Source organism: Sphaerospermopsis kisseleviana CS-549 (genome assembly GCF_028329225.1).
Lineage (GTDB): Bacteria > Cyanobacteriota > Cyanobacteriia > Cyanobacteriales > Nostocaceae > Sphaerospermopsis > Sphaerospermopsis kisseleviana.
In genome coordinates this window covers 1-13805 of record NZ_JAQMTI010000266.1, presented here as the reverse complement: position 1 = coordinate 13805, position 13805 = coordinate 1, and the positions used below count along the sequence as shown (strand labels likewise).

Genomic DNA, 13805 nt, shown 5'->3' with positions numbered 1-13805 from the left:
TCGCGTCGGCAATAGTCTCAATTCAATACTTGATATCACCGTATTATATATCAAGTAGTTGATTTTTTCCTAAAAATATATTGATTTTTGTCAATACAAGTATAGTTTTGTCTATGAAATTGTCAACTTAGGACTTGCTCTTTCCCAATCACCAATCACCAATCACCAATCACCAATCACCAATCACCATCTACTTGATTTTGTGCTGCTATCAAGTTGGTTTTTAGGTCTTCCCAGTTGACTTGTGAGGTGGGTAGGTTGGCGACAATTTGACCTTGCTGGAGATGCAATACACGGTTGCTAAATTCTTGGGCAATGTCAAGTTGATTGTTTACCATCAATATCGCGGTTTTAAGGGGTTGGGAAAGGTCTTGAACTGGTTGGTTGAGGATGTTTGACAAAAAAGAAGTTTGTGCGGGGTCTAGGGCGGAAAAAGGCTCATCTAGCAGTAAAATTTGGGGTTGGATAACTAAAGCACGAGCGATCGCAACTAATTGTTTTTGACCTGCTGAAAGCTGTACTTGGGTACGTCCTAACCAATTTTCAGGAATTTGTAGTTGTTCTCTCCAATAACTAACTTTTTCCTGAATTTGCTGCTTTGGAGACTTTCGCAAAATTAAAGGATAAGCTATGGCTTCCCCAACTGTCATCCCCAAAAGTTTAGTTTCTTGGTGTACTAATGTTACTTGTTGACGTAGCTGGATAATGGGAATTTGGTGATATTCCTGATTTTCCAGATAAATTTTACCACTGGTGGGTTCGGTTAAACGGTTGATGAGTCGCAGAAGGGAAGTTTTACCAGCACCGGAATGACCGATAATTGTCATGCGATCGCCACTAAAAACTTCAAAGGAAATATCCTGTAAAATTGGATATCCTGGTAAATTATTTCTAGCTTGACTTTTGAGCTTTGTAAATAGATTAATTTGCTCTAATTTGAGCATGGTTGATAGTTGATAATTGACAGTTGACAGTTGATAGTTGATAGTTGACAGGTGATAGTTGATAATTGACAGTTGACAGTTGATAGTTGATAGTTGATAGTTGACAGTTGACAGTTGACAGTTGACAGTTGGTAGGAAAGCGTCTTTAAAAATTACCAATTACCAATTACCAATTACCAATTACCAATTACCAATTACCAATTACCAATTACCAATTACCAATTACCCAAAATAGCTGTATTAATAGTCCAAGCATCTACTAATAATAATAAGATAGTACAAAGAAATAAAATCATATACATCCAAGGTTGAGATAAAGGACGAACATCGGTAGTATCAATACCTGTTTTTGCTTGGACAAAATTCACCAAACGGTTAAAACCAGCAACACGCATAGGTAATAAATATGCTTTTCCATCGTGACTGAGGAAATAATAAACTAAACCTCCTTGACCTGTGCTGCGGGGTTTTAAACTTTTAATATCGGACCAAGATAGAGACCAACCTTTACGAAAGAAGGAAGGGACCCAGACAGGGTAAATAACTTTTATTTCCTGATCATTTACAGTTACTCTTTCGGTTAATACTGCATATAATACCACAAAACCTATTACAATTCCTACCCATAATAATATTGGTGGTGTGGGTGCTTTGGTGACTTCTGCTAAAAATGGTAGGGGAACTGTTAACGCTATATATAATGTTAACAATGTAATTCTAATCAGGGGAGAAAGACGAAAGGTAGTAGTTGTATTGTTGGGTAAGTTGGTTGTCATTGTTTCATTTTTATAGCATTTCTTTTTTATTATACAGCATTTAGGAGTCAGGAGTCAGGAGTTCAGAATTTTTAGAAGTTTGATTTTGGAAAAGTTCGATTTTTCAGAAGTTCGATTTTCGTGAAGTTCAGTTTTTAGGAATTTGGATTTTTGGGAAGTTGTAATTTTTCAGAAGTTCATATTTTCGGAAGTTTGATTTTGGAAAAGTTCGGTTTTTGGGAAGTTGGGATTTTTGCAAGGTGCAGTTTTTCAGAAGTTCGGTTTTTGGGAGGTTCGATTTTTTGAAGGTGCAGTTTTTGGGAAGTTGGGATTTTCAGAAGTTGCGATTTTTCGGAAGTTCATATTTTCAGAAGTTCGGTTTTTGGGAAGTTGGGATTTTTGAGAAGTTGCGATTTTTCGGAAGTTCATATTTTCAGAAGTTCGGTTTTTGGGAAGTTGGGATTTTTGAGAAGTTGCAATTTTGAGAAATTCGATTTTTCGAGAAATTCGATTTTTGGGAAGTTTGTAATTTCAGATGTTCAGAATTTCATCAGTTTTTTATTAAATCACCCCTTACCCATTATCAATTATCAATTGTCAATTATCAATTATAAATTTCATCTTCATTTCATATAAGGTTGTCATTTTAAGAGTTGAACAGTATTTAGCTCCTGAAATGCTTACCTACTCTCAAAACCCAACCCTAAAAAACAGTTTAACATCATCCCTGTTGTTTGCAAACGTTACCGAAGCATTGGGTAAAGTTCCCATTGTGCGGTTAAATAAAATCCATCCCCATTGTCAACATCATCATCTATATTTAAAACTAGAATCTTGTAATCCTGGTGGAAGTATTAAAGAAAAAAACGCCGCTTACCTGGTTCACGAAGCAGAAAAACAAGGTTTACTGCGTCCCGGTGGTACAATTGTTGAATCTAGTTCTGGTAACTTTGGTATTGGTTTAGCTATTGTTGGTGCAACTAAAGGTTATCGGGTGATGATTGTTATTGATGCAAAAACACCTGTAACTATGCGCCGAATGCTTACTGCTTATGGTGCAAAACTCGTTGAAGTTCCTTTAAATGCTGCCGATGCTCAAGGTTCAATGCAGGTAGCGAGAATGACAAAAGCTCAGGAATTAGCCGCAAATATACCTGGCGCTTGGTATCCATGTCAACATAAAAATCCTCTTAATACTGATGCTCATGAACTTTGGACAGCGCGGGAAATTGTTGACGCTTTCGGGGGTGCGCCTGATGCTATAGTTATAGGTGTGAGTACAGCCGGTCAATTAGGGGGTATTAGTCGCTACTTTAAAACATATTATCCCCAAACCAGAATTATTGGTGTTGATGTGGCTGGATCGGCTATTTTTGGTACTCCCAGACACCCCTATAAGATGACTGGACTGGGTTTATCCTTCGTTCCCCCCAATTTTGACCCCCAGGTGTTAGACGCTGCTTATAGCGTCAATGATGCTTTGGCTTTTTCTGTCTGTCATGCTTTAGCTAAGGATGAGGGTATGCTTTTGGGCGCTTCTACTGGTGCTATTGTTGCCACAGCTTTAGCTGATACTCAAAGATTTAACAAGCCTCAAACTATGTTGTTACTAAATCCTGATCGGGGCGATCGCTATCTAGAAACAGTTTACAATACCGATTGGTTAGCTGCACAAAATATTCACATTTTGCAAAGTGACGATCTGGTAACAGCTATTTCTCAGCTTTATCCTGTACCTTTGGATCTTGTTAAATCGCAGGTTAGTTTTAAAATTTAAATATTTTTTCTCACGCAAAGACGCAAAGACGCAAAGAGTAAGAAATGAAGTTAGAAGAATATACATCTAAAAATATAAGTTTAGGGAGTTTATGGCGGGAATTTTTGCCTTTATCCCTGAGTGATGTGACTATGGCCTGTGGTGATCCGATGATGACTACTACTTTAGCTTATCTTCCTGATGCTCAGGTGAATATAGCGGCTGTAGGTGCGGCTAAGTCTTTGGCAATATTTTTTGAAAGTCCTATTATTATGATCCTTCATGCTGCTAATGCTTTGGCTGGATCACAAAAATCTAGGGCAGCATTATGGCGTTTTACTTTGTTTGCTGGTGTAGGACTCAGTTTTTTATTAGGTTTGTTGGGAATACCTATCATATTTAATTCTGTTGGTGCGAGTTTGTTGGGTATTCCTTTGGCAATGTTGGCTACAGTCAGTCAAGTATTATTAATAGCTTGTGGTTGGCCGTTTGCGATCGCATGGCGGCGTTATTTCCAAGGTTTATTAATTTACCACGGTAAACCCCGTGCGTTAGCTATAGCTAGTATTTTCAGGCTTTTAACATTGGCTTTAGTTCTGGTAAGTGGGTTTTTAATACAACTATCTGGGGGTGTTTTAGCAGGAATAGCTCTCATTAGTGGGGTGATAGTTGAAGCTGTAGCTGTAACATTTTTTGCTTATCGCAGTGGAGCAACCATACCCCCAGAAACAGAAACCAAACCTGGTTTACCCCAAAACTTAGCCCAGGTATGGAAATTTTATTTCCCCCTAGCAAATACAATGATGGTAGTTTGGGGAGGGAGAGCGATATTAATTAGTATTCTTGCTCGCGCTCAAGATGCTACAATTGCTATTGCTGCTTGGTCTGCTGCGTGGGGTTTGGTATTAGTAATTGCTAATTCTACCCGCATGGTACAACAAATGGTGATTAAATATCGCCATCAAGTGAGCGATCGCCAACTTTTGACTTTTGCTATTAGCGTAGGTGCAGTTTGTTCGACATTATTATTATTGATGAGTGTAACACCCATAGGCGATCGCATAGTTCAAAGTTTTATCGGTAATGATCTTAGCCTTGCAAATAGCATCAAACCTGTACTTTTAATATGTGCCATTGTACCATTATTTGTAGCTTTGCAAAATGCCACACAAGGCTTTTTAGTAAGTGAAAATCGTACAGGTCATGTTAATCTATCCACATGGTTAGCAACAGGAACTTTATTAATAATTGCCAGTTTAGCTATTAATAAAGGAATGAAGGGAGCAATAGCCGCAGCTATAGCTATGATCACATCAATGATAGTAGAAATTACTTGTTTACTGTGGAAACGAGTGGTAAAGACAGCGTAAAAGTAGAACCATGATCAACCTGACTTTCTACTTCTAATTTACCTTTATGAGTTTGGGTAATGGCCAAAGCAATAGCTAAACCCAAACCCGAACCCCCAGTATTTCGAGAACGATCAGCATTGACACGATAAAAGCGATCAAAAATTTGAGGAATATCAGCAGCAGGAATACCAATTCCTGTATCTATCACATTAATAATAGCATAATTATTATTAGCTGAAAGATTAATTTCTACCTCCCCACCAACAGGAGTATATTTAATCCCATTACTGAGCAAATTCAATAATAACCGATAAATTTGACCTTCATTACCTTGAATATAAAAATTAGCTTTTTCAGGAATATTACTAGATAATAAAACTCCCGTATTCATCGCTAAAGGTAATAACTCTTCCTCCACATCTGCAACTACATCATTTAAACAAATGTGCTGTAAATTTAAGCTTAATTTTCCTGCTTGTAAACTATTTTCCAATCTAGATAATAATAACAAATCTTGAGTTAAAGAACTTAATCTTTTCACCTGTCGTTGTAGAGCTTGTTTAGTTTCCTGAGTGATAGAATTAGTATCTATAATAGTTTGTAGAGAAGCAATAGGAGTAAGTAACTCATGAGCAGCATCACCCGTAAATTGTTGTAATTGTTGATATGATTTCTCAATAGGTTGCATAGCGAAACCAGCTAACCACCAACTCGCACCCCCAATAATAAACATAGAAAAAGGAACCCCAAAAATTAACAACAAATGTAAACCATTCATATAATGATTTAAACGTTGAACCGATCTTCCCACTTGTAAATAACCCCATAATTGATTATTATTAATATATAAAGGCATTAAATGTAAATGATATAACTCACCCTGAAGATTTCTGATATCATAGGAATAATTGAGAGCAAGATTATCAGGAAACTGATCGGGAGAATTATAAAAAGCAGCAATAGATTCACCCTTTAAATTTAATAATCTCACATAATGACCATCCAACAAAAGACCCATCACCGCAGATTCAGATTTTAAAATAGGACAAGATTGTTGTTTAAAACAAATTTCCGGTAAATAACCACTAATACTAATAGGTAAAACTCCAGGAGTTTTTAAACGTGGTTTTAACTTATCTTCAAAAATTCTTCCAAAAACCTCCAACTCACGATCAATAGTGCGAGTAAAAGCTTTCACCATAACCACATGAGCAAAATAACCACATATTAATAAAGTCGCACCCATCACCCCCGCATAAGTAATAGCTAACTTAAAGCGAGAATAATGAAAAAGAGAATTATGAAAAATTCTACTTTGGATCTTACCCCTCTTCCTCTCTTCTTCCTTTCCTCTCTTCGTGTTCTTCGTGTCTACCCTTCGGGAAATGCTTCGCATAACGTGGTTCATTAAAAAAAGTATTCAGAACTTAAATAGAAATAAATGAGAATTTTAAAATCATTACTTGTGGAGGATAAAAAATATTCTGACTCCTGACTCCTGACTCCTGACTTCTTAAAAATAATTATTTCCCACTTTCCAAAACAGAAAACCGATAACCAAAACCCCGGATAGTTTCAATAACATCAGGAAAACCACATTCAGACAACTTACGTCTTAACAACCTTACCTGAGCAGCAACAACATTACTCACATTATCACTTGCAAAATCCCAAAGTCGAGCGCGGATTTGATCATGAGTTAAAACTTGTTGATGATGCTGCATCAAATATTCTAAAAGTTGAAATTCCTTAGCAGTAAGAACAACAGATAAACAACCTTTAGCAGATAAATTCACCACCGAAAAATTACCATAATCTAACATTAAATCACCCACTTGTAACTGTGGAGGTTGAAAATTAGGAATCCTGCGTTGTAAAGCTCTTACCCTTGCTAATAACTCCTCCATCCCAAAAGGTTTAACCAAATAATCATCAGCACCCGCATCCAAACCAGTAACCCGATCAATCATACTATCTCTAGCAGTTAAAATAATCACAGGTAAAGGATTTTTTTGTCGTCTCAACTTTTGGCAAATTTCCAAACCTGATAACTTTGGTAACATCCAATCTAAAATAGCAATTTCATATCTTTGGGGTACAGTATTCAAATATTCCCAAGCAGTAGCTCCATCTTCTACCCAATCTACAATATAATCACGCTGAGTTAGAGCATGATGAATACTACTACCTAAATCTTTTTCATCTTCAACTAATATTAATCGCATAGAAACTAAAAATTAAAAATTAAAAATCCTCAAAACCAAAAGAATATAAAAATAAACATAGCCTCCCGAAAAACTCTCTGTAAAACTCTTACCTTTGTGTCCTTTGCGTCCTTTGCGGTTCAATCATATCAAGCCTAGCATAATTTTTATTGTCATGGTAAATACTTTTGTACAACAGTCCAACCAGTCAAAGAAACCCAAGCAAAACCAAAGAAAAGAATCATATTCAAAGTAATATGTAAAGGTCTAGCCCAAAATTGACCTGTACTAATTTGAGTTGCACTAAAAGCAGAAATTAAAACCAAAATTACCACAGATAAACCAGCGAATAAATGTAAAGAATGACCCAAAGAACCAAAATGTCCTAAAGTCCCCATAATACCAATAAATAACAATAATAATACCAAACTTACCATAGTGAAGCCAATAAAAAAATGAAAGTTTTTGACTATATTATTCACCCTTGGTAAAACCACACCAATGGGAGAACGTCCAGTATTTCTAACTTGCCATAACCAAAAACCAGACATTGCTAAAATAACATAAGCTAGAATCGCTAAACCCATAGACCAAGCTGCTATTTTCCACAACCATAAAAAAGAAGGTAAGTTCATAGTAAAAAATTAAAAGTCAAAAAACAGGGAACAGGAAGATATGGAGATGGGGAAGAAATTTTTATGAGATTGGAGTTGACACGAACAATCCAAAATTCAAAATCCAAAATAAATAAATCCTGCCTCCTCAATATAAAATACCACAGATTGACGAGGAAGTGTACACTCGATGCATTTGTGAACGGCTGAATGCTTACGGTAAAATTCTTAACTTATTCCCTATTCCCAATTCCCAATTCTCCAATAAAATAAAAAAGGCTGCTGATTTCAGCAACCCTCAAATTTAATAAACGTGCTTTTTTTAATCAAAGGATATTAATCCAGGGATTTTTAAAACTTTTGACATTAACTAACCTTCCCATCTGTCACACTCCCAGATTCAGTAAAAACTCATGTTGTGACTGATAGGTTTTCATGGAGGCTGTGATATTTTGTAAAGGTTTTGTGGTATCTTCAATTTTTGTATTCATTTCCGACACCATCGCATTGGTGTTTGCAGCTTCTATTCCTGGGGCTGAGTCTTGATCACCCTCATCACTACCAGGTTCATTCAGTGCTAGGCGATCGCACGGTATTGTATCCGACAAAATCGCACTCGCCATCATTCCTGTATGAATCTCCATTTGCGCTTTTTTCGGCGCTTCAAAAACTAGCCTTTGTCCAGGAAACACCACCCTTTCAAAGTACCAGTTAGCAACATTGGAAATACGCGCCACCTGTATTTTACTTGTAGCATTGACGTAGCAGCAGAGAATTTTCCCCGATTGCTCCGGTGGTAGAGAATCTAATATTTGAGCCATAACTGCTGAGGAGCTTTTACGCCACAATTTTACATTACACAACCAAAACTAACATCGGATGATCCCCATTTGCTGTAACTGCGACTACCAACTGAAATTTTCTGCATCATTTCTATCTAAAGTCATGTTTTTTTGGAAAAAAATTGGCAAATATATCTTAATTTTTGCATTATTATACATTTTCAACTAAATTTCTTTAGTTTTGCTGTTCCCCCTCTGTTAACTTAATAACCCTGAAAGCTGTCAGACAAGGCTACTAACCCCAGGCTTGCTGAGAAGTTGGTTTTTCAATTTTATCGATCTACTGATTTACATCTGCTAATTTGCAGGCGACAATCATCACTGAATCATTGACGCTCCCCGCCTTAAAAGGATCGGGATTCTTGTTTCAATGAGCAACCTTGCCTAAACTTGTTACCAAATCTGGGTAGAGATCAATGTTATGGTAAAGATATATGAAATTTTCTTCATAAACTTTATCTATTGCTAACCATCAATGATTTTGATGACCAGCAATTTTACCTTTTCTCACTTTTCCTGAAAGTAAATTTGCCAATATCAAAAACTGGCTCAAATGTCAAGCAAAATATTGGTAAATTAAGATTAACACCACAAACCCACAGGTTTAGACCAGATATTTCTCTAGTTTTCCCCTACAAATTGGCAAGATGGCAGTTGAAACAACCATGATGGAAAATCGAATCCTTTACGTTCGCCTTCCTTGTAACCCCATCTTTCCCATTGGGGTTGTTTACCTGAGCGATCACGTCCACAAACTATTCCCTAACATCGAACAAAAAATATTTGATTTAGGAACAGTACCACCCCTGGACTACAGCAGCGCCCTAGATCGCTGTATTGACGAATTTAAACCCACACTCCTAGTCTTTTCTTGGCGAGATATTCAAATCTATGCACCAGTGGGAGGTAGAGGCGGCAACCCCCTACAAAACGCCTTTGAATTTTACTATGCCAAAAACCCATTCATTAAATTACGGGGTGCATTAGGCGGGTTGAGGATATTCATCGCCTACTATGTAGAACTATGGCGCAACTTGGGATTAATCAAACGCGGTTTAAAACGCGCCCAAAGATATCATAACCAAGCCCGTGCAGTTGTTGGTGGTGGTGCAGTCAGCGTATTTTATGAACAGTTAGGAAAAAGCCTACCTTCAGGAACAATAATTTCCATAGGTGAAGGGGAAACCCTACTTACAAAATACCTCAGTGGCCAAGAATTTCGGGATGAACGTTGTTATGTAGTGGGAGAAAACCAACCCCGTCAACGCCTGATCCATGAACAACCCACACCCCTAGAAAAAACCGCTTGTAACTACGACTACATAGAAACCATCTGGCCAGAAATTAACTACTACCTGCAAGATAAAGATTTCTATATTGGTGTACAAACCAAGCGCGGTTGTCCCCATAACTGCTGTTATTGTGTGTACACAGTAGTTGAAGGTAAGCAGGTACGCATTAATCCCGCCGATGAAGTTGTAGCCGAGATCCGCCAACTATATAATCGCGGTGTCCGTAACTTCTGGTTTACCGATGCTCAATTTATCCCCGCCCGCAGATATATTGATGATGCCATAGAGCTATTGCAAAAAATTGTTGATTCTGGCATGACAGATATTAACTGGGCGGCCTATATTAGAGCAGACAACTTAACACCAGAACTGTGTGAGTTGATGGACAAAACCGGGATGAATTATTTTGAAATCGGCATTACTAGCGGTTCTCAAGAACTGGTACGGAAAATGCGGATGGGTTACAACCTGCGGACTGTACTGCAAAACTGCCGTGACTTGAAAGCAGCAGGTTTTAATGATATGGTTTCCGTCAATTACTCATTTAACGTCATTGATGAGCGTCCCGAAACCATCCGCCAAACTATAGCCTATCATCGAGAACTAGAACGGATTTTTGGCGCGGATAAAGTTGAACCTGCTATTTTCTTCATTGGACTGCAACCCCATACCCACCTGGAAGAATATGCTTTTAAAGAAGGTATCCTCAAACCAGGGTATAATCCTATGAGTTTGATGCCCTGGACTGCCAAAAAACTACTTTGGAATCCAGAACCATTAGGATCATTTTTCGGAGAAGTCTGTTTACAAGCTTGGCGACAAAACCCCAACGACTTCGGTAGGGAAGTAATGAAAATCTTAGAAGCAAGATTAGGTTGCGCTGAGTTGGAAACAGCACTGACAGCCCCAATTGTGGAAAAAACTGAGAAACAATTGGCTAGTGTAAACTGAGTGTGTATGAGGTGACAGGTGACAGGTGACAGGTGACAGGTGACAGTAAGAAGGCAAGAGGCAAAAGGCAAGAGTTTATTCTTACCAACTACCAGTCACCAATCCCCAGTCACCAATCCCCAATCCCCAATCACCAATCACCAATCACCAAAATTCCATGTTACAAGGTTCAATTCTCCAACAATTAGAAACAGCCTATCGTCATAGCAATAGACCTATTCGCTTTGGCGTGTATTATAAAAATACCTTAGTGGCTTTATGTCATGCTTTAGAAGACCATATTTTAAGTAAAGAAGATCAACCAATAGTAATTACCTGCTTTCAAAGAGGCAAATGGTATCTGCAAGAAGCCCAAAGATATGCAGATATTGCCAAGTGCAGCCGGGAAATTGCAATTATGGCTACCAGTGATGCCGGTTTTGCTGAACATCCCACCAGTCAACTAGCAAATGTAGATTTAGTACCACTACAAACATCTGATCCAGTATCCCAAGAATGGCACTTGATGATTCTGTCTCCACAATACACATCAATGGTAATTTGTCAAGAATTATCAGATGAAGATTATGGAGTTACAGGACTACCGGGGTCAGATTTAGAGCGCAAATTCTATGGAATGTGGACATTTGAGCCGGATGTAGTTCTGAAAGCCGCCGAGATAGCGATCGCCCACATCGAAAAATACAACCCAGAACTAGCCCAAAAACTGACCCAGCATAAACAAGCAATCAAGGCAGAAATAGCTTCACCAGAAGAGATTGGGAAAGTCGTTTCCCTGGTCATTGACTACCTAAAAAGTGGTGAAAATACTTTATCCTATCCTACAGCCACACGCCAAAACACTTTGAGTTCCAACTTGGTTTCTAACGAAGTCCAGGCATTTTTGCGGATGGCACAATTAATAGACATAGCAGATATTCAAAATCCCATGGCCGCCGCCGAAGTAGCTGCGATCGCCGAAATCATGGGACAATTACTAGAACTACCCGCATGGCAAATTAAAAGATTACGTCTAGCTGGGTTACTACATCGAATCGATCCACTGCAACAAACCGAAAGCATCCTCACATCCCCCAAAAAGCCCACAGAACAAGTAGCAGGACCAATTTGTCCCCTAGTTCCAGGAGCGCAGGTATTACGGACAATGCCCCAACTCAGAGCGATCGCCCAAATTATTACCCATCAAACCGAATGGTGGAATGGTACAGGAGAACCAGCAGGTTTAACAGGTGAAGAAATTCCTTTAGAATCAAGAATATTAGCAATAGCAGCAGACTTTCAATGGCGAGTCAGTCAGCACAAATACTCAGATCAAAGTGGACAAAATATCTTTGCTAATGCCCTAGAACAATGTCAACACCAACAATCTACCCGTTTTGACCCTAAACTCATAGATACCCTATCTTTGTTAGTTATGGGTTTACAACAGGGACTTGACTTACCCATCATGTCACCCAAATTTAGTAGTAGTATGTGGTTGATTGATTCTCGCTGGAACAGTCAAGAATTAAAAATTAAAAATTAAAAATTAAAAATTAAAAATTAAAAATTAAAAATTCACCCATGAACATAGAAACCATTAGATTAGGAAAAATTAAACACCTTCCCGGAGTAGACTTAGAAGACGAGGATTTATCTCAACTTGATTTAAGCCGCATTAACTTAGCCGGTTCCACCCTCGTTGGCACTAACTTTACAGGTTCTAAGCTGGAAGGCGCACATTTTGAAGGTGCAAATTTAATGGGTGCAACCCTCCAAGAAACTGATTTGCGGGCTAACTTAATGGGAGCTAACTTAATGCAAGCAGACTTAACCAGCGCCGATCTGCGAGGCAGCAACTTGCGTGGTGCTAACTTAATGGGTGCTACACTTAATGATGCTTCTTTAGCCGGTGCTTTTTTAAGTGGTGCTAATTTGATGAGTGTAAACTTACAAGGTGTTGACTTACGTAGTGCTGACTTACGTGGTGCAAACCTCACAGGAGCAAATCTCAAAGGTGCAGATTTGAGTCGCGCTGATTTGCAAGGGGCAACATTAAGTCAAGCCAATCTGGAAGAAGCCGATTTACGGGGAGCTAACTTAGCAGGGGCAAATTTAACCGGAGCAAATTTACTTTGTGCAGAATTAGAAGCTGCAAATTTAATCGGTGTCAATCTAGTTCAGGCTTGTTTGGTGGGTACAATCCTGGAAATTCTTCCTGAATAATTTTATTTGCCAAGGAATTTAATTTCAGGTAAACTTCAACTCTAACTCACCAATGACTAGTCAAAAAAGATATTTTCTTATATATTATGAATGATTCATTTAGTCGCCTTCAAGAATGGCTCACAGTATTTGCCTATTTAGGATTTACTTTATTTATTATTTGGCGAATTTTTACGGCACAAAATAAATAATAAATCAGTCCCTAGTTTACTAATTACGGGATAAACTACCTGAAATATAAACTCAACACATTGATACTAAGGAACATAACAATGGCGCTGATTGATGGTCTTGCTGATGATAATAAAAGACAGACACTTTTAGTTGATTTGACAAATTTATTAGATACTCAAGTTGCTGCTACAAGTGGTATTTCTGGGATGGCGATCAAAACTGGATATGCAGTTATTAAAGGAATTAGTCCAGGATACTGTGCTGGTGCAATTGAGCGTCTTTTACCAGAATCTTTCGCTGCACTAGAACCTATCTGGGAAGAAGGTTTAAATACAGGTGATGCTGTCGGATATCTTAGTCAAAATCGTTCTCGTACAGCAGATTTATTGCTGAGTATTACTGATATTCGGATTCAGAAAAGCAGTAACTCTACTATCAAAGGTGTTTATAATAAACTCCGCAGTTCAGTCAAAAAAAATGTGGAAGACGCTGTACCTAGTTTAGCTCAAGTCATTGATAAATACACTAAAAACTAAGCTACAACTATTGTGGGGTAGGCATACTTCGACATAGTTCGACTCCGCACTTCGACTTACTTCGACTGCGCCCTTCGACACCGCCCTTCGACACCGCCCTTCGACACCGCCCTTCGACACCGCCCTTCGACACCGCCCTTCGACACCGCCCTTCGACACCGCTCAGGACAGGCTCAGGAC

Annotated in this window: 12 protein-coding genes; 6 read left to right on the top strand and 6 right to left on the bottom strand. The window is 38.3% G+C overall.

Annotation, left to right across the window (positions count from 1 at the left end):
• Nucleotides 1–176: 176 nt before the first annotated feature.
• On the bottom strand, nt 177–944 hold the full coding sequence (locus tag PN497_RS21075; RefSeq protein WP_096572756.1) for an energy-coupling factor ABC transporter ATP-binding protein: 768 nt from the start codon (nt 942–944) through the stop codon (nt 177–179).
• Nucleotides 945–1159: 215 nt separating this feature from the next.
• On the bottom strand, nt 1160–1720 hold the full coding sequence (locus PN497_RS21070; RefSeq protein WP_096570116.1) for a hypothetical protein: 561 nt from the start codon (nt 1718–1720) through the stop codon (nt 1160–1162).
• A gap of 655 nt (nt 1721–2375) precedes the next feature.
• On the opposite strand from PN497_RS21070, the gene PN497_RS21065 reads away from it, so the two are divergent.
• Both PN497_RS21065 and PN497_RS21060 read left to right on the top strand, forming a co-directional pair.
• A complete protein-coding gene (locus PN497_RS21065; protein WP_096570122.1) occupies nt 2376–3476 on the top strand; it encodes a PLP-dependent cysteine synthase family protein in 1101 nt (366 codons plus the stop codon).
• A gap of 44 nt (nt 3477–3520) precedes the next feature.
• On the top strand, nt 3521–4825 hold the full coding sequence (locus PN497_RS21060) for a hypothetical protein (RefSeq protein ID WP_096570124.1): 1305 nt from the start codon (nt 3521–3523) through the stop codon (nt 4823–4825).
• Here PN497_RS21060 and rppB read toward each other — a convergent pair.
• The 4 genes from rppB to PN497_RS21040 form a co-directional block, all read right to left on the bottom strand.
• Nucleotides 4785–6203 carry a two-component system sensor histidine kinase RppB gene (rppB, locus tag PN497_RS21055; RefSeq protein WP_272110827.1) on the bottom strand — a complete coding sequence of 473 codons (1419 nt, stop codon included), beginning with the start codon at nt 6201–6203 and terminating at the stop codon, nt 4785–4787. The genes PN497_RS21060 and rppB overlap by 41 nt on opposite strands.
• Nucleotides 6204–6330: 127 nt before the next feature.
• A complete protein-coding gene (gene rppA / locus PN497_RS21050; protein WP_096570126.1) occupies nt 6331–7032 on the bottom strand; it encodes a two-component system response regulator RppA in 702 nt (233 codons plus the stop codon).
• Between the two features lie 152 nt (nt 7033–7184).
• Nucleotides 7185–7646 (bottom strand): DUF4079 domain-containing protein, encoded by a 462-nt coding sequence (locus tag PN497_RS21045; RefSeq protein WP_096570128.1) that lies wholly within the window; start codon nt 7644–7646, stop codon nt 7185–7187.
• Nucleotides 7647–8011: 365 nt separating this feature from the next.
• Nucleotides 8012–8446 (bottom strand): DUF1830 domain-containing protein, encoded by a 435-nt coding sequence (locus PN497_RS21040; protein ID WP_096570130.1) that lies wholly within the window; start codon nt 8444–8446, stop codon nt 8012–8014.
• Between the two features lie 668 nt (nt 8447–9114).
• Between PN497_RS21040 and PN497_RS21035 the strand changes: the two genes are divergently transcribed.
• The 4 genes from PN497_RS21035 to PN497_RS21020 all read left to right on the top strand — a co-directional run bounded on the left by PN497_RS21035 (nt 9115) and on the right by PN497_RS21020 (nt 13625).
• The gene (locus PN497_RS21035) at nt 9115–10710 is read left to right on the top strand and encodes a photosystem II high light acclimation radical SAM protein (protein WP_096570132.1); all 1596 of its coding nucleotides are present in this window, start codon (nt 9115–9117) and stop codon (nt 10708–10710) included.
• 157 nt (nt 10711–10867) lie between these two features.
• A complete protein-coding gene (locus PN497_RS21030; protein ID WP_096570134.1) occupies nt 10868–12235 on the top strand; it encodes a DICT sensory domain-containing protein in 1368 nt (455 codons plus the stop codon).
• Between the two features lie 38 nt (nt 12236–12273).
• Nucleotides 12274–12915 carry a pentapeptide repeat-containing protein gene (locus PN497_RS21025; protein WP_096570136.1) on the top strand — a complete coding sequence of 214 codons (642 nt, stop codon included), beginning with the start codon at nt 12274–12276 and terminating at the stop codon, nt 12913–12915.
• Nucleotides 12916–13187: 272 nt separating this feature from the next.
• The gene (locus PN497_RS21020) at nt 13188–13625 is read left to right on the top strand and encodes a DUF6918 family protein (protein ID WP_096570138.1); all 438 of its coding nucleotides are present in this window, start codon (nt 13188–13190) and stop codon (nt 13623–13625) included.
• Nucleotides 13626–13805 lie beyond the last annotated feature (180 nt).

Excerpts from the sequence above, each read along its gene's own strand:
- PN497_RS21075 (WP_096572756.1), bottom strand. The coding sequence starts at position 944 with ATGCTCAAATTAGAGCAAATTAATCTATTTACAAAGCTCAAAAGTCAA.
- PN497_RS21070 (WP_096570116.1), bottom strand. The coding sequence starts at position 1,720 with ATGACAACCAACTTACCCAACAATACAACTACTACCTTTCGTCTTTCT.
- PN497_RS21065 (WP_096570122.1), top strand. The coding sequence starts at position 2,376 with ATGCTTACCTACTCTCAAAACCCAACCCTAAAAAACAGTTTAACATCA.
- PN497_RS21060 (WP_096570124.1), top strand. The coding sequence starts at position 3,521 with ATGAAGTTAGAAGAATATACATCTAAAAATATAAGTTTAGGGAGTTTA.
- rppB (WP_272110827.1), bottom strand. The coding sequence starts at position 6,203 with ATGCGAAGCATTTCCCGAAGGGTAGACACGAAGAACACGAAGAGAGGA.
- rppA (WP_096570126.1), bottom strand. The coding sequence starts at position 7,032 with ATGCGATTAATATTAGTTGAAGATGAAAAAGATTTAGGTAGTAGTATT.
- PN497_RS21045 (WP_096570128.1), bottom strand. The coding sequence starts at position 7,646 with ATGAACTTACCTTCTTTTTTATGGTTGTGGAAAATAGCAGCTTGGTCT.
- PN497_RS21040 (WP_096570130.1), bottom strand. The coding sequence starts at position 8,446 with ATGGCTCAAATATTAGATTCTCTACCACCGGAGCAATCGGGGAAAATT.
- PN497_RS21035 (WP_096570132.1), top strand. The coding sequence starts at position 9,115 with ATGGCAGTTGAAACAACCATGATGGAAAATCGAATCCTTTACGTTCGC.
- PN497_RS21030 (WP_096570134.1), top strand. The coding sequence starts at position 10,868 with ATGTTACAAGGTTCAATTCTCCAACAATTAGAAACAGCCTATCGTCAT.
- PN497_RS21025 (WP_096570136.1), top strand. The coding sequence starts at position 12,274 with ATGAACATAGAAACCATTAGATTAGGAAAAATTAAACACCTTCCCGGA.
- PN497_RS21020 (WP_096570138.1), top strand. The coding sequence starts at position 13,188 with ATGGCGCTGATTGATGGTCTTGCTGATGATAATAAAAGACAGACACTT.